The sequence below is a fragment of the Bacillus cereus group sp. BfR-BA-01524 genome, from assembly GCF_022662595.1.
Lineage (GTDB): Bacteria > Bacillota > Bacilli > Bacillales > Bacillaceae_G > Bacillus_A > Bacillus_A thuringiensis_S.
Map to the genome: position 1 here is coordinate 1 of NZ_JAKUDW010000117.1, position 15,736 is coordinate 15,736.

A 15,736-nucleotide genomic window follows, 5' to 3' on the forward strand; every position below is an offset into this window, starting at 1 on the left:
CAGGTTCAAATCCTGTCCCCGCAACCAAATGGTCCCGTGGTGTAGTGGTTAACATGCCTGCCTGTCACGCAGGAGATCGCCGGTTCGACCCCGGTCGGGACCGCCATTTTATATAAAGAAAAGAACGAAACAAGTTGTTTCGTATTTTTTTATTTGTTTTAACAAAAAACTAATAAAGACAGTCAAACTATCCTTAGGACAACTCCTAAGGACTTTTTTATATATTCAAAACCTGTATAATAAAGAGCAGAGAACATTGTGAGTAAAGTAGGTGAAGTCTGTGAGAAAATATGAAGTAACAACAAAATCTTCTGAGGAAACACAAAGATTATCAGAAAAACTAGGTGAACTCGTAGAAGCACAAGATGTAATTATTTTAGAAGGAGATCTTGGAGCTGGTAAGACGACTTTTACAAAGGGACTAGCAAAAGGTCTTGGAGTGAAAAGAGTTGTAAATAGTCCTACCTTTAATATTATTAAAGAATATAAAGGAAGATTACCGCTATATCATATGGACGTGTATCGCTTAGCAGAAAGCGAAGAGGACTTAGGCTTTGATGAGTATTTCTACGGTGAAGGAATTACGGTAGTGGAATGGGCTCATTTAATAGAAGCATATTTACCGAATGAAAAGTTACAAATTAGTTTATTCCATGCGGGAGATGACACAAGAAAAATTATACTCGAGCCAATTGGAGATCGCTATATTAGATTATGTGAGGAGCTATTACAAGATGAAAGTACTAGCAATTGATACTTCAAATTACGTAATGGGTGTATCCCTTATTGAGGAAGGAAACGTGATTGGGGAAATCATTACAAATTTGACGAAAAACCATTCTGTACGTCTTATGCCAGCTGTAGAGCAACTGTTAAAAGAATGTGGTGTAAAACCGAAGGAATTAACTAAAATCGTAGTAGCTGCTGGACCTGGATCATATACAGGTGTTCGCATAGGCGTGACAGCGGCAAAAACATTAGCTTGGTCACTTCAAATACCAATTGTAGGTGTATCAAGTTTAGAGGTAGTAGCTGCAAACGGTGCTAACTTTAATGGGTTAATTTGTCCTTTATTTGATGGAAGACGTGGGCAAATTTATACTGGATTATATACATATGAAGGAGAGCAGTTAACTTCAATAGAAGAAGACCGAATTATTCTTATTGTGGACTGGTTGCAAATGTTAAAAGATAAAGGACAGCCTGTTTTATTTATCGGTAATGATGTTAAATTGCATAAAGAAACAATTATAGAACATTTAGGTGATCAAGCTGTATTCGCTCCTTTTACTAAAAATAATCCAAGACCAAGTGAGCTAGCATTCTTAGGATTACAACAAGAAGAACAAGATGTGCATACGTTTGTTCCAAGCTATCTTCGTTTAGCTGAAGCTGAAACAAAGTGGTTAGAAAGTCAAAACAAGTAGGGGCCTTGCAGAAGATGGATATGATATTTAGAAAGATGGAACTTGATGATATTGCTCAAATTGTAGCTATTGAAGAAGTATCTTTTTCAACTCCTTGGACTGCAGATGCCTTTCACCGTGAATTAACGATGAATGAACATGCACATTATATTGTGTTAGAAAAAGATGGTCGTGTAATCGGATATTGTGGATTGTGGATAATTATTGATGAATCACATATAACAAATATAGCTATTTTGCCAGAATACCGAGGTCAAAAATTAGGAGATGCCTTATTGAAAGCAGTTATTTCAGCAGCGAAAGAACTAGGAGTAAAAACAATGACGCTTGAAGTACGTGTATCAAATGAAGTAGCAAAGCAGTTATACAAAAAATACGGATTTCAAAATGGTGGAATTCGTAAACGATACTATGCAGACAATCAGGAAGATGGTCTTGTAATGTGGGTGAATATATAATGGAAAAAAATACGATTATACTTGGGATTGAAACGAGCTGTGATGAAACAGCGGTAGCGGTTGTTAAAAATGGAACGGAAATTATTGCGAATGTCGTTGCATCACAAATCGAAAGTCATAAACGTTTTGGCGGGGTTGTACCAGAGATTGCATCCCGTCATCATGTAGAAGAAATTACAGTTGTGTTAGAAGAAGCTTTAAAAGAAGCAAATATCACATTTGATGATATTGATGCAATTGCTGTAACAGAAGGGCCTGGTTTAGTAGGAGCACTTCTAATTGGGGTAAATGCAGCGAAGGCAGTAGCGTTTGCACATGATATTCCGCTAGTCGGTGTTCATCATATTGCTGGTCATATTTATGCGAACCGTTTAGTAAAAGAAGTTCAATTCCCGCTATTATCACTTGTTGTATCTGGTGGGCATACAGAACTTGTTTATATGAAAGAACATGGTTCATTTGAAGTAATTGGTGAAACGCGAGATGATGCAGCTGGAGAAGCCTATGATAAAGTAGCTCGTACGTTATCTATGCCATATCCAGGTGGTCCGCATATTGATCGTCTTGCACATGAAGGAGAACCAACAATTGATTTGCCTCGTGCATGGCTAGAACCGAATTCATATGATTTTAGCTTTAGTGGATTGAAATCAGCAGTTATCAACACTGTGCATAACGCGAAACAACGTGGTATAGAAATTAAACCAGAAGATTTAGCGGCAAGTTTCCAAGAAAGTGTAATAGATGTACTTGTAACGAAAGCAGCTCGTGCAGCAGAAGCTTATAATGTAAAGCAATTACTTCTTGCTGGTGGAGTAGCTGCTAATAAAGGACTTCGTGCGCGATTAGAAGAGGAATTTGCACAAAAAGAAAACATTGAACTAATTATTCCACCGCTATCTTTATGCACAGATAATGCAGCAATGATTGCAGCGGCAGGGACAATTGCGTATGAACAAGGCAAGCGTGCAACATTAGCCTTAAATGCGAATCCAGGATTAGATATTGAAGCATAGTTATGCACATAATTAACCACAGCTTGTGGATAAAACCCATATTATCTGTTGATAATATGGGTTTTGTTGTGTATATGAAGTGTTGATAACTTTTTTGTTAGTTGTGGGTAATGTGGAAAAGCTGTTTTAGTAGCTATTTTATAAAGGTGGATATGTGTATAAGTTTGTGGATAAACTAGATGAAGTCTGACCTTTGAATGTATTGTTTTTCGGGAAATAAAAAGTAGGAAGATATCCCTGAAAAACATTTTGAAATATCCCTCCATTATAGAGGGTGCTGATATTGTCAATCCTTGTCGGTAAATCGATATTTCGTGTCGAATCGTTTATATATATAAGGTTACGATAGATGTATTTGAAAAATTGTTGAAATATCCCGAGTTACCATTGATATATTCAAAAAATTATTTATGTACTTAAAAAAAGATGTCGCATAGTCAGAAATCATGACTGATGAGACATCTTCCTTATTTATTAAATACTCTTATACATGCAGCTCTTCCCATTCTGCCATACAAGTTTCAAGTTGTTCTTGTAGCGTTTGTTTTTTAGTTGTAATTTCACTCGCTTTTTCATAATCTGCATATATTTCTGGTAAGCAAAGTTGATCTTCTAACGTAGCAATTTCTTCTTCTAAGTTTACGATGTTTTGTTCTAGTTCTTCAATTTTTCGAGTGCGTTGACGTTCTAATTGTTTACGCTCTTTTTCTTCGAGATAATTTAATTTTTCTTGAGCTACAGTTTTTTGAACAGGTGCCTGATTTTCTTGCTGTTCTTGTTGTTCAAATGCTGCGCGTTCAATCATTTCATTTTTCTTCTCCACATAGTAATCGTAATCCCCTAAATATTCCTGTGCACCTTCTGTTGATAACTCAACCACAGTCGTTGTTACACGGTTAATAAAGTAGCGGTCATGTGAGACAAATAGAAGAGTCCCTGGATAATCAATTAAAGCATTCTCTAAAATCTCTTTACTATTTAAATCAAGGTGGTTCGTAGGCTCATCCAGAATTAATAAATTTGACTTTTGCATCATAAGTTTCGCAAGAGCTAATCGAGCTTTTTGTCCACCACTAAGGGAAGATACTGGTTTCAGTACATCATCTCCTGTGAATAAAAAATTCCCAAGTATAGTACGGATTTCTTTTTCAGGTTGCAGTGGATATTCATCCCATAGTTCATTTAAAACCCGTTTAGAAGATGTTAAGTTTGCTTGCTCTTGATCATAATAACCAACAGATACATTTGATCCGAAAGAAACATCACCATTTAATAGTGGTAACTTATTCACAATAGATTTTAATAATGTAGATTTCCCAATTCCGTTTGGACCAACTAAAGCAACACTATCTCCGCGAGTTAAGCGCATAGTTACGTTTTCAATTATAGGGTCCTCATCATAGCCAATGGTTGCATCCTTTACTTGTAAAACATCATTTCCACTTTGCTTTTCAATATCGAAGTGGAATGATGCTGACTTAGAATCACCTAATGGTCTCGTTAATAATTCCATTCTGTCTAGTTGTTTACGGCGACTTTGAGCACGTTTCGTTGTAGAGGCGCGAGCTATATTCTTTTGAACGAAGTCCTCAAGTTTTGCGATTTCATCTTGTTGTTTTTCGTAACGTTTCATTTCTTGCTCGTATAAGGCTGATTTTAAGTCTAAATATTTACTGTAGTTACCAACAAATCGTCTGCTTTCTTTATTCGAAATTTCATATACTTGTGTAACGAGTTTGTCTAAGAAATAACGGTCATGTGAAACGATTAATATTGCGCCAGGATAACCTTGTAAATATTGCTCAAGCCATGTTAATGTTTCGATGTCTAAATGGTTTGTAGGCTCGTCCAAAATAAGTAAGTCTGGTTTTGTTAATAATAATTTCCCGAGAGCTAATCTTGTTTTTTGCCCACCGCTTAAAGTAGAAATCGTCGTCTGGTGCGTTTCAACTGGGAAGCCAAGGCCGCTTAAAATGGAGCGAATATCCGCTTCATATTGATATCCACCTTGATCTTTATAATTGAGTTGCAATTGGTCATAATCAGCTAACAATCTTTCATATATAGCTTCGTTTGAAAAGTTTTCTTCTTTTCCCATTTCTTGCTCAAGCCTTCGAAGTTTTGTCTCCATTTGCTGTAAGTGGGTAAAGACGGTTAGCATTTCATCCCAAATTGTTAAAGACGTTTCTAGGCCGGTATTTTGAGCTAAATACCCGATTGAGACATCTTTCGGTTTTATAATTTCGCCACCATCATGTGATAATTCACCAGCGATAATTTTTAATAATGTAGATTTTCCAGCTCCATTCCTTCCAACTAATGCGATACGATCTTTTGTTTGTACTTCCAATTTTATGTTTGCAAGAATTGTTTCTGCACCGTATAATTTCGAAAGTCCATTTACTTGTAATAAAATCAATGTTTTCACCTCAAATAATTTCTTAACTTTGCCATGTTTATATTTCTCAATCATACTAAAAATAGTGTATAGTTTAAAATAAGAGAGAATACTTCTTCTCTTTATTATACAAGGAATTTAATGAGTGCTAAACTTCTGTATTTGATTAAAGTATATGAATAAAGATAGGAAGAGAGGAGAGGTCATATGGATCAGCAAAAGATTCCACAAGCCACTGCTAAAAGATTGCCTCTATACTATCGATTTATCCAAAACTTATCTCTTTCTGGTAAGCAGCGTGTTTCATCGGCCGAATTGAGTGAAGCGGTAAAAGTAGATTCCGCAACAATACGAAGAGATTTTTCGTATTTTGGAGCGTTAGGGAAAAAGGGATACGGATATAACGTAAATTATTTATTATCATTTTTCCGCGAAACACTTGATCAAGATGATATAACGCGTGTAGCACTTATTGGAGTAGGTAATTTAGGGACCGCTTTCTTACATTATAATTTCACGAAAAACAATAATACAAAAATTGAAATGGCATTTGATGTTAGTGAAGAGAAAGTTGGAACAGAAATCGGGGGCATTCCTGTATACCATTTAGATGAATTAGAAGAGAGATTATCAAATGATATACAAGTGGCAATATTAACAGTACCGGCTACAGTAGCACAAGCTGTAGCAGATAGATTAGCTGAAACGAGCGTGCATGGTATTTTGAATTTCACACCAGCACGATTAAACGTATCAGAGAATATTAGAATTCATCATATTGATTTAGCTGTAGAGTTACAAACATTAGTTTACTTTTTGAAAAACTATCCACAATAAAACGCAGAGGAAGCGACCTCTGCGTTTTATTATTGTTTCTTCTTTGTGAATTTAACTAATATAAGGCGAAGTGCCAAATTAAAATCAATTGTTGCCATAACTGCAAATAGTATTGTCCACACATTCCAGATTGTATCTGTCACGTTCGTAATGGCGAAGCGTGTAAAGATACATCCAAGAAGGAAGTATAGTGCAGCCATGAACAATGGTGAGTTTCTCATACAAAAAATCCTCCGATAAAGCCTTGCATTTTTTCAGCTTCTTTAATCATTTCTTGAATTTGCTCATTGCTCATAAAAATTTGCCCAATAGCGACTAATGTATTCATCGCAACATGAGCTGCAATCGGAACGATAATACGCTTCGTCTTCACATATAAGAAGGCGAATACGAGCCCCATAGCAGTGTATACCAATAAGTGAGTAAAATCAAAATGGATTGCTGCAAATACAAGCGAACTAATGATAGCTGCAATAAAGAAGTTAAACTTCTTATAAAGTGTACCAAATAAAATTTTTCTAAATACGATTTCTTCCAAGATAGGTCCGATTATAGATACGACAATAAGGAACCAAGGTGTCGTTCTTGCAATTTCCATCAGTTTCATTGTATTTTCTGAACCTTGTTTAATTCCTAGCAGCTGCATCTCGATCATACCGGCAACTATTTGTGAAAAGAAAGCCAAGAAGAAGCCGATGAAAATCCATCCAATAGTAGCTGGAACAGAAGAGCGCATTGCATCTAAATGCCTGTCACGAATGTCTGTTCTAAGTAACCAAAGAACGATACATAATGCAACAAAGAAGCTAATAATCGCCCAGTGTCCCGTTATGATTTGTCCTTTTTCCTCCATGGTAAATCCTCTATTATCATAGAGTCCTGTTTTTAGGAGAAGTGGTAATCCAACAATTCCAGATAACTGCATTAAAATGTATGTAACGATAATCCACCAGTATTGTTTCTTCAAATAGTTTAACCATCCTTTCTAACTCTAGTGTATGAGATGAGGTAGGATAACATGTAAATATGTTATCTACGATATAAACTTTCATTCGAATTATGATTTTTTTGTAAATCCGTATTTGAAATTAAAGTAGGAGACAGGAAAAAGTTGTACGTTTAGCGAAAACAACTTAGGGTGTCTTTCATATTGTAACATACGAGTAGGGGAAACAACGATTCATATAGTAAAGGCAGTATTCTATATAGAAAGTTTATATAGTAATTTGCGAAAAAATTATGATTTTTTTACTTGCAAAAGAAATTGAGATTATTTATTATTATAAGTGTGTTAGCACTCGGGTGACTTGAGTGCTAATAAATAAAATTTACATAACAAAATGAGGAGGTTATTGTTCATGCTAAAGCCATTAGGTGATCGCGTTGTAATTGAGCTTGTTCAAGCAGAAGAAAAAACAGCAAGTGGTATTGTATTACCAGATACTGCAAAAGAAAAACCACAAGAGGGTAAAGTTGTTGCAGTAGGTACTGGTCGAGTGCTTGAAAATGGTGAGCGTGTTGCTTTAGAGGTAGCAGCAGGTGATCTTATCATCTTCTCAAAATATGCAGGTACTGAAGTGAAATATGAAGGTACAGACTACTTGATTTTACGTGAAAGTGACATTTTAGCAGTTATCGGTTAATTATATAAATCTTAAAAAATCCAAGGGGGTCAATTATTATGGCAAAAGATATTAAATTTAGTGAAGAAGCACGTCGTTCGATGCTTCGCGGTGTCGACACTCTTGCAAACGCAGTAAAAGTAACGCTTGGACCAAAAGGTCGTAACGTTGTACTTGAGAAAAAATTTGGTTCACCACTTATTACAAATGATGGTGTAACAATCGCAAAAGAAATCGAATTAGAAGATGCATTCGAAAACATGGGTGCGAAATTAGTAGCAGAAGTTGCTAGCAAAACAAACGATGTAGCTGGTGACGGAACAACAACTGCAACTGTATTAGCGCAAGCTATGATTCGTGAAGGTCTTAAAAACGTAACAGCTGGTGCTAACCCAATGGGTCTTCGTAAAGGTATCGAAAAAGCTGTTACTGCTGCAATTGAAGAATTAAAAACGATTTCTAAACCAATCGAAGGCAAATCTTCTATCGCACAAGTAGCTGCTATTTCTGCAGCTGACGAAGAAGTAGGTCAATTAATCGCTGAAGCAATGGAGCGCGTTGGTAACGACGGCGTTATTACTTTAGAAGAGTCTAAAGGATTCACAACAGAATTAGACGTAGTAGAAGGGATGCAATTTGATCGTGGATATGCATCTCCTTACATGATTACTGATTCTGACAAAATGGAAGCAGTTCTTGATAACCCATACATCTTAATTACTGACAAAAAGATTTCTAACATCCAAGAAATCTTACCAGTATTAGAGCAAGTGGTACAACAAGGTAAACCACTTCTTATCATTGCTGAAGATGTAGAAGGCGAAGCTTTAGCTACATTAGTAGTGAACAAACTTCGTGGTACATTCAATGTAGTAGCTGTTAAAGCTCCTGGATTTGGTGACCGTCGTAAAGCAATGCTAGAAGATATCGCAATCTTAACTGGTGGCGAAGTAATCACTGAAGAATTAGGTCGTGACTTAAAATCTGCTACAGTTGAATCTTTAGGACGTGCTGGTAAAGTTGTTGTTACAAAAGAAAACACAACTGTAGTTGAAGGTATTGGAAATACAGAGCAAATCGCAGCTCGCATTGGTCAAATTCGTGCGCAATTAGAAGAAACAACTTCTGAATTCGATCGTGAAAAATTACAAGAGCGTCTTGCGAAACTTGCAGGTGGCGTAGCAGTAATTAAAGTCGGTGCAGCAACTGAAACTGAGTTAAAAGAGCGCAAACTTCGCATTGAAGATGCACTTAACTCAACTCGTGCAGCAGTAGAAGAAGGTATCGTTGCAGGTGGTGGTACTTCACTTATGAACGTATACACGAAAGTAGCTTCTATCGTAGCTGAGGGCGACGAAGCAACAGGTATCAACATCGTACTTCGCGCACTAGAAGAGCCAGTTCGTCAAATCGCAATCAACGCTGGTCTAGAAGGATCTGTAGTTGTAGAGCGTCTAAAAGGCGAAAAAGTAGGCGTTGGTTTCAACGCAGCTACTGGCGAATGGGTTAACATGCTTGAGTCTGGTATCGTAGATCCAGCTAAAGTAACTCGTTCTGCACTTCAAAACGCAGCATCTGTTGCAGCTATGTTCTTAACAACTGAAGCTGTAGTAGCTGACAAACCAGAACCAAATGCACCAGCAATGCCTGACATGGGCGGCATGGGCATGGGCGGTATGGGCGGAATGATGTAATTCCGTTTGCCCTAAAAAACATCCATTTCTATATAGAAATGGATGTTTTTTTATGTTTTTTAGAAAAGGAAATGAATTTCTGTAGAATTTTGTCGCTTTCTCTCTTGACCATATAGATACTTCATTGTTAGAATCTAGGAAGATAATATAAAACGATCCTTCATATATCCTCAATGATATGGTTTGAGAGTCTCTACCGGGTTACCGTAAACAACCTGACTATGAAGGCAGTGTGTCTTATATTTATAAAGAGCGGAGACTATCTTTCTTTATAAAGCCAGACCCCTGCCTTTTCTTTGTTATGAGACTAGAGGCGGAGGACTGGCTTTTTTTATTATATTAGTAATGCTTTTCGCCAAATTGGTGAAAATATTTATATACGAGAACTAACGTTGGGGTGATTATTTTGAAGAAGCAACACGATACAATTATCGTTTTAGATTTTGGAAGTCAATACAATCAGTTAATAGCACGTCGAATTCGTGAGTTCGGTGTATACAGTGAACTTCATCCACATACAATTACTGCAGAAGAAATTAAAGCAATGAATCCAAAAGGGATTATTTTCTCTGGTGGACCAAATAGCGTATACGGTGAAGGTGCATTACATTGTGATGAAAAAATCTTCGAACTAGGTTTACCGATCTTCGGTATCTGTTACGGTATGCAGCTTATGACACAACACTTCGGTGGTAAAGTAGAGCGTGCCAACCACCGTGAGTACGGAAAAGCTGTTCTTAAAGTAGAGAACGAATCAAAATTATATGCGAACCTTCCAGAAGAGCAAGTTGTATGGATGAGTCATGGCGACTTAGTAACTGGTTTACCTGAAGGATTCGTAGTAGACGCAACAAGTGAGTCTTGCCCAATTGCTGGTATGAGCAATGAAGCGAAAAACTTATACGGTGTACAATTCCACCCAGAAGTACGTCACTCTGAGCACGGTAACGATTTAATTAAAAACTTCGTATTCGGCGTATGTGGTTGTTCTGAAGGATGGAACATGGAGAACTTTATCGAAGTAGAATTAGAAAAGATTCGTGAAACTGTTGGAGACAAAAAAGTACTATGTGCACTTAGTGGCGGCGTAGACTCTTCTGTTGTAGCAGTATTAATTCATAAAGCAATCGGTGATCAGTTAACATGTATTTTCGTTGACCACGGCTTACTTCGTAAAGGTGAAGCAGAAGGCGTTATGAAAACATTTAGCGAAGGCTTCCATATGAACGTTATTAAAGTGGATGCACAAGAACGTTTCATGAACAAGTTAAAAGGTGTAGAAGATCCAGAACAAAAACGTAAAATCATCGGTAACGAATTCATTTACGTATTTGATGATGAAGCATCTAAATTACAAGGTATGGACTTCCTAGCACAAGGTACACTTTACACAGATATCGTTGAGAGTGGTACAGCAACTGCACAAACAATTAAATCTCACCATAACGTTGGTGGACTTCCAGAAGACATGCAGTTCAAATTAATTGAGCCTTTAAATACGTTATTTAAAGATGAAGTACGTGTATTAGGATCTGAACTAGGAATTCCTGATGAAATCGTATGGCGTCAACCATTCCCAGGTCCTGGTCTTGGTATTCGTGTATTAGGTGAAATCACAGAAGAGAAATTAGAAATCGTTCGTGAATCTGATGCGATTTTACGTGAAGAAATTATTAAAGCAGGATTAGACCGCGAAATCTGGCAATACTTCACGGCGCTTCCTGGTATGCGTAGCGTAGGTGTTATGGGTGACGAGCGTACTTACGATTACACAGTAGGTATCCGTGCAGTAACATCGATCGATGGTATGACAGCTGACTGGGCACGTATCCCTTGGGACGTACTAGAGAAAATCTCTGTTCGTATCGTAAACGAAGTAAAACACGTTAACCGTATCGTGTATGATGTAACGAGTAAGCCACCAGCAACTATTGAGTGGGAATAGTATTGTAATAAAAAAGATCCATCTATCATTCGTGAATAGATGGATCTTTTTGTTTTTGCTATTAATACGAACGAAAATATAAAAAAATATAAAAATGTTCGCTTTTAAATTGACAAAAATACATTCAAGAGTTAATATGAGTATGTAATTCAAACGAAAAGTGAATATTATGCCGTCGTATAATATCGGGGATATGGCCCGAAAGTTTCTACCTAGCTACCGTAAATGGCTTGACTACGAGGCGTTTGTATAAAGATGAGGGGAAACTTGTCTTTGTTTATAGAACGCTTCCATGTATATATGCAATGGAAGCCTTTTTTATTTCTCGGGATAAAAGAGGGCTAGGAGAAATACGGCGAGTAATCATATAACGGGGGAAACGTAAGATGAAACGCTATTTTCAGTTTGATGAACTCGGTACAAATTATAAAACAGAGTTCATAGCAGGGTTAACGACATTTCTATCTATGGCTTACGTACTATTTGTCAATCCTGCTACGCTGTCGCTTGGAAATGTTAAAGGGTTACCAGCAGGTACAGGGATGGATCCAGGTGCAGTATTCGTTGCTACGGCATTAGCGGCAGCAATCGGTTCGTTAATTATGGGTATTTTCGCGAAGTATCCAATTGCTTTAGCGCCAGGTATGGGAATTAACGCGTTCTTTGCTTATACAGCAGTGTTAACGATGGGTATTCCGTGGCAAACGGCCATTGCCGGAACATTAATGTCAGGTATTATCTTTATTATTCTTACTGCTTCAGGTATTCGTGAAAAAATCATTAATGCAATTCCATCGGAGTTAAAGTTTGCAGTAGCGGCAGGTATCGGATTGTTCATTGCCTTCCTTGGATTCCAAAATGCCGGAATTATCGTGAAAAATGATGCTGTTCTTGTTGGGTTGGGGGATTTAACAAAGGGCACAACGTTACTAGCAATCTTCGGGGTTGTTACTACAATCATCTTCATGATTAAGAAAGTTAATGGTGCAGTGTTTTATGGTATGATTCTTACGGCAATCTTAGGAGTAGCGACAGGATTAATTGATACTCCAAAAGCTGTAGTGGGAGCAATACCGAGTCTAGAACCAACGTTCGGTGTGGCATTAACGCACTTTGGAGATATTTTCACTGTTCAAATGGGGATTGTTATTATAACGTTCTTCTTTATCGATTTCTTTGATACAGCAGGTACGCTTGTAGCGGTTGCGAATCAAGCTGGATTAATGAAGAACAATAAATTACCACGTGCAGGAAAAGCATTATTTGCAGATGCGATTGCGACTGTAATTGGTGCGATCTTGGGTACATCAACAACAACGTCTTACATTGAATCGTCTGCAGGGGTAGCAGCGGGAGGACGTTCTGGATTTACAGCAGTTGTAACAGCAGGATTCTTCTTACTGGCACTATTCTTCTCGCCATTACTAAGTGTTGTAACGCCAGCTGTAACGGCACCAGCTTTAATTATTGTAGGAATATTGATGGTTTCTTCCTTAGGGGAAATTGATTGGAAGAAATTCGAGATTGCAGTACCAGCATTCTTTACAATTATCTCTATGCCACTTACGTATAGTATCGCAACTGGGATTGCGATTGGATTTATCTTCTATCCAATTACAATGGTTGTGAGTGGTCGTCGTAAAGAGGTTCATCCGATTATGTATGTTATGGGAGTTTTATTCGTACTATATTTCATCTACGTTCGTAAATAAAAGGGGTTTTTTAAAAGGTCTAGACTTAAGGGGAGTCTAGACCTTTTTTGCGTCTTCAGAAAATCTTAAGGATTTCCGAGCGTTTTTCTTCAGAAGTTTTCCTATAATAGAAGTTAGGGATTAAAAAAGTAATGGGGGGAGATATTGTGGCACACGAAACAATACTTGTCGTAGATGATGAAAAAGAAATTCGGAATTTAATTACAATCTATTTAAAGAATGAAGGATATAAAGTATTACAAGCAGGGGACGGAGAAGAAGGGCTACTTTTACTGGAAGAAAATGAAGTGCATCTAGTCGTATTAGATATTATGATGCCGAAAGTAGATGGTATTCATATGTGTATGAAAGTAAGAGAATCGAAAGAGATGCCTATTATTATGCTTTCTGCGAAAACGCAAGATATGGATAAGATTTTAGGATTAACAACAGGAGCAGATGATTACGTAACGAAGCCCTTTAATCCATTAGAGTTAATTGCACGAATTAAATCTCAGTTACGCCGTTATATGAAAATGAATGGTTTTGCTATTCAAAATGAGGACGAGCTAGAAATTGGAGAGATGAAAATAAACATCTCGACCCATAAAGTTATTGTAGAGGGAGAAGAAGTGAAACTAACCCCGAGGGAATTTTCAATTTTAGAATTGCTAGCTAGAAATCCAGGTATGGTGTTTAGTGCGGAGCAAATTTATGAAAAGGTGTGGAACGAACGATCTTTCCAGTCTGATAATACTGTAATGGTGCATATTCGAAAAGTACGTGAAAAGATTGAGGAGAATCCAAGGAAGCCTAGATATATAAAAACAGTATGGGGAGTGGGGTATAAGATTGAAAAAGATATTTAATCCGTTTACTTATGTTAGGAAAATCCGAGAATTGATTGGAAAGATAGTAAAAAGTGTGAAACGAAGTGTACGAATTCAACTTATTACTGCGTTTACTGCTTGTGCCTTATTAGGGCTTTTGTCAGCAAAGGCAGCAGCGCCGTTTTTTGAGAATGCGAATCGGGAGGCTACGATTGATTATCGTGCTGGTATGGAACAAATTAATCATCAGGCTCAAGGAGCGGCAAATAGTTCGGTTCATGAAAATAAATTAGAAGCCATATCAAATATGATTGAAATGGAGAACCAAAATTTAGAACAAGGGTCTAGAGCTTTAAAGATATTGGTTACTGATGAAAGTGGTAAAGTTTTATATAAAACAAAGCAGGCACAAGAAGAACAAATCGATTTGCATAATACAATTCGTAATGCAGCGTCATTTGCGATTAATTATACAGATGGTAGAAATGTATTTGAAAGTACAAGAAAAGAGTTTATATCTTTTTCACCTATTACTATTGAAGGAAAGAATTTGTACATGTTTGTTAGCGGAATTCCAGAGGGAGAGGTAATGTATGACACACAAGAAGGACCATTCCCATTTTTAATTGGTGTCCTTGTATTCATTTTCTCTTTCTTCTATATAACAAAGAGAAAGATGAAGCAGATTGAAGCAATGGCAGAAGGTGTAAAGGAAATAGAAAAAGGAAACTTAGCGTACCGCATTGAGAAGAAAGGTGAAGATGAGATTGCGTCTTTAACTGAGAATATTAATAATATGGCGGAAGAGCTTATGAATAATATAGAAAAGGAACGTAAATTAGAGAAGCAGAAGAATGAGCTTATTACGAATGTATCTCACGATTTACGTACACCGCTGACTTCTATTATGGGTTACTTGCGATTACTTAGAGATTCTAAATATGAAAATAAAGAACAACATGATGAGTATACGAGAATTGCTTTTGCAAAGTCGGAGCAGTTAAAGAATTTAATAGAAGATTTATTTGAGTATACGAAGTTAACAAATGAGCAAGTTATATTAGAAAAACAAGAGGTTTGTATAAATGAGTTACTCGAGCAATTAATAGAAGAGTTAGTGCCGCAGGCAGAAGAGCATGGGCTTACGTTTGTTAAGAAGTTTCCTGAGGAACGTACTTATGCAGCGATTGATTCGGAAAAGATGGTCCGTGTATTTGATAATCTATTAATGAACGCGATTAAGTATAGTAAAGATGATGGGGAGATAAAAGTTTCTCTTCAAAGGCAGCGCCGGAATATACAAATTGTAATTGCGAATCATAGTGAAGAGTTTACGAGAGAAGAGTTAGGGAGTTTGTTTGAACGTTTCTATAAGAAGGATCAATCTCGAAGTAGAGTAACAGAAGGTTCTGGACTTGGGCTTGCGATTGCGAAAAGTATTGTTGAGTTGCAAGGTGGCAGTATTCGAGCGGAATATGAGGATGGTATTATTCAGTTTATTGTCTCGTTACCAATTATAGAAAAATAATAAATGAATAGAATGGTATATGATAAAAAGGCTTATTTTAAAGGGAATAAGCCTTTTTATATTTTTTTAGAAAAACATGTTGACGATTAAGGTTTAGAAGTGTAATATAGGACAAGTCGCCGATGCAATAACGCAGAACGCGGCAAACGAAATAAAAAACTTAGTTGACATTAACTAACGAAGATGTTAACATAAGGAAGTCGCAAATGAGCGACCAAGTAGTTCTTTGAAAACTGAACGAAACAAACAACGTGAAACGTCAATTTTTATTTTTAGATGCTAGACAAACT

Annotated in this window: 14 protein-coding genes, 1 tRNA gene and 2 riboswitches; of the genes, 12 read left to right on the forward strand and 3 right to left on the reverse strand. The window is 36.9% G+C overall.

The window, feature by feature from the left end; translation table 11 throughout:
- Positions 1-30: 30 nt before the first annotated feature.
- The 5 genes from MR170_RS26545 (at position 31) to tsaD (ending at position 2,901) form a co-directional block, all read left to right on the forward strand.
- A tRNA-Asp gene (locus MR170_RS26545) sits at positions 31-106 on the forward strand.
- 174 nt (positions 107-280) lie between these two features.
- Entirely contained in the window at positions 281-754 is a 474-nt protein-coding gene (gene tsaE, locus MR170_RS26550; RefSeq protein ID WP_016083766.1) for a tRNA (adenosine(37)-N6)-threonylcarbamoyltransferase complex ATPase subunit type 1 TsaE, read from the forward strand.
- Positions 735-1,427 carry a tRNA (adenosine(37)-N6)-threonylcarbamoyltransferase complex dimerization subunit type 1 TsaB gene (gene tsaB, locus MR170_RS26555; RefSeq protein WP_000865771.1) on the forward strand — a complete coding sequence of 231 codons (693 nt, stop codon included), beginning with the start codon at positions 735-737 and terminating at the stop codon, positions 1,425-1,427. The genes tsaE and tsaB overlap by 20 nt, the downstream gene beginning before the upstream one ends.
- Before the next feature lie 14 nt (positions 1,428-1,441).
- Positions 1,442-1,885 carry a ribosomal protein S18-alanine N-acetyltransferase gene (rimI, locus tag MR170_RS26560; protein ID WP_242310008.1) on the forward strand — a complete coding sequence of 148 codons (444 nt, stop codon included), beginning with the start codon at positions 1,442-1,444 and terminating at the stop codon, positions 1,883-1,885.
- Positions 1,885-2,901 (forward strand): tRNA (adenosine(37)-N6)-threonylcarbamoyltransferase complex transferase subunit TsaD, encoded by a 1,017-nt coding sequence (gene tsaD / locus MR170_RS26565; RefSeq protein WP_000414595.1) that lies wholly within the window; start codon positions 1,885-1,887, stop codon positions 2,899-2,901. The genes rimI and tsaD overlap by 1 nt, the downstream gene beginning before the upstream one ends.
- Positions 2,902-3,385: 484 nt before the next feature.
- Here the strand turns inward: tsaD and MR170_RS26570 are convergent, their stop codons facing one another.
- Positions 3,386-5,320 (reverse strand): ABC-F family ATP-binding cassette domain-containing protein, encoded by a 1,935-nt coding sequence (locus MR170_RS26570; protein ID WP_217989926.1) that lies wholly within the window; start codon positions 5,318-5,320, stop codon positions 3,386-3,388.
- Between the two features lie 186 nt (positions 5,321-5,506).
- On the opposite strand from MR170_RS26570, the gene MR170_RS26575 reads away from it, so the two are divergent.
- A complete protein-coding gene (locus MR170_RS26575; protein ID WP_000372699.1) occupies positions 5,507-6,136 on the forward strand; it encodes a redox-sensing transcriptional repressor Rex in 630 nt (209 codons plus the stop codon).
- A gap of 29 nt (positions 6,137-6,165) precedes the next feature.
- Here MR170_RS26575 and MR170_RS26580 read toward each other — a convergent pair whose 3' ends face one another.
- Together MR170_RS26580 and MR170_RS26585 are read right to left on the reverse strand one after the other, a co-directional pair.
- Positions 6,166-6,357 carry a YdiK family protein gene (locus MR170_RS26580; protein WP_001246204.1) on the reverse strand — a complete coding sequence of 64 codons (192 nt, stop codon included), beginning with the start codon at positions 6,355-6,357 and terminating at the stop codon, positions 6,166-6,168.
- The gene (locus MR170_RS26585) at positions 6,354-7,103 is read right to left on the reverse strand and encodes a CPBP family intramembrane glutamic endopeptidase (RefSeq protein ID WP_064531572.1); all 750 of its coding nucleotides are present in this window, start codon (positions 7,101-7,103) and stop codon (positions 6,354-6,356) included. The genes MR170_RS26580 and MR170_RS26585 overlap by 4 nt, the downstream gene beginning before the upstream one ends.
- Before the next feature lie 391 nt (positions 7,104-7,494).
- On the opposite strand from MR170_RS26585, the gene groES reads away from it, so the two are divergent.
- The 6 genes from groES to MR170_RS26615 all read left to right on the forward strand — a co-directional run bounded on the left by groES (position 7,495) and on the right by MR170_RS26615 (position 15,446).
- The gene (gene groES / locus MR170_RS26590; RefSeq protein WP_000917311.1) at positions 7,495-7,779 is read left to right on the forward strand and encodes a co-chaperone GroES; all 285 of its coding nucleotides are present in this window, start codon (positions 7,495-7,497) and stop codon (positions 7,777-7,779) included.
- A 38-nt stretch (positions 7,780-7,817) separates the two neighbouring features.
- Positions 7,818-9,452 carry a chaperonin GroEL gene (gene groL / locus MR170_RS26595; protein WP_001029992.1) on the forward strand — a complete coding sequence of 545 codons (1,635 nt, stop codon included), beginning with the start codon at positions 7,818-7,820 and terminating at the stop codon, positions 9,450-9,452.
- Between the two features lie 140 nt (positions 9,453-9,592).
- Positions 9,593-9,694: riboswitch (purine riboswitch) on the forward strand.
- A gap of 164 nt (positions 9,695-9,858) precedes the next feature.
- Positions 9,859-11,397, forward strand: a complete 1,539-nt coding sequence (gene guaA, locus MR170_RS26600; RefSeq protein WP_000743908.1) for a glutamine-hydrolyzing GMP synthase — start codon at positions 9,859-9,861, stop codon at positions 11,395-11,397.
- A gap of 155 nt (positions 11,398-11,552) precedes the next feature.
- Positions 11,553-11,654, forward strand: a riboswitch (purine riboswitch).
- A 129-nt stretch (positions 11,655-11,783) separates the two neighbouring features.
- On the forward strand, positions 11,784-13,109 hold the full coding sequence (locus MR170_RS26605) for an NCS2 family permease (RefSeq protein WP_000833096.1): 1,326 nt from the start codon (positions 11,784-11,786) through the stop codon (positions 13,107-13,109).
- Positions 13,110-13,240: 131 nt separating this feature from the next.
- The gene (locus MR170_RS26610) at positions 13,241-13,957 is read left to right on the forward strand and encodes a response regulator transcription factor (RefSeq protein WP_276575674.1); all 717 of its coding nucleotides are present in this window, start codon (positions 13,241-13,243) and stop codon (positions 13,955-13,957) included.
- Positions 13,941-15,446 (forward strand): sensor histidine kinase, encoded by a 1,506-nt coding sequence (locus tag MR170_RS26615; protein WP_242310015.1) that lies wholly within the window; start codon positions 13,941-13,943, stop codon positions 15,444-15,446. Before MR170_RS26610 ends, MR170_RS26615 begins: the two co-directional genes overlap by 17 nt.
- The last annotated feature ends 290 nt before the right edge of the window (positions 15,447-15,736 follow it).

Excerpts from the sequence above, each read along its gene's own strand:
- tsaB (WP_000865771.1), top strand. The coding sequence starts at position 735 with ATGAAAGTACTAGCAATTGATACTTCAAATTACGTAATGGGTGTATCC.
- rimI (WP_242310008.1), top strand. The coding sequence starts at position 1,442 with ATGGATATGATATTTAGAAAGATGGAACTTGATGATATTGCTCAAATT.
- tsaD (WP_000414595.1), top strand. The coding sequence starts at position 1,885 with ATGGAAAAAAATACGATTATACTTGGGATTGAAACGAGCTGTGATGAA.
- MR170_RS26575 (WP_000372699.1), top strand. The coding sequence starts at position 5,507 with ATGGATCAGCAAAAGATTCCACAAGCCACTGCTAAAAGATTGCCTCTA.
- MR170_RS26580 (WP_001246204.1), bottom strand. The coding sequence starts at position 6,357 with ATGAGAAACTCACCATTGTTCATGGCTGCACTATACTTCCTTCTTGGA.
- groES (WP_000917311.1), top strand. The coding sequence starts at position 7,495 with ATGCTAAAGCCATTAGGTGATCGCGTTGTAATTGAGCTTGTTCAAGCA.
- groL (WP_001029992.1), top strand. The coding sequence starts at position 7,818 with ATGGCAAAAGATATTAAATTTAGTGAAGAAGCACGTCGTTCGATGCTT.
- MR170_RS26605 (WP_000833096.1), top strand. The coding sequence starts at position 11,784 with ATGAAACGCTATTTTCAGTTTGATGAACTCGGTACAAATTATAAAACA.
- MR170_RS26610 (WP_276575674.1), top strand. The coding sequence starts at position 13,241 with ATGGGGGGAGATATTGTGGCACACGAAACAATACTTGTCGTAGATGAT.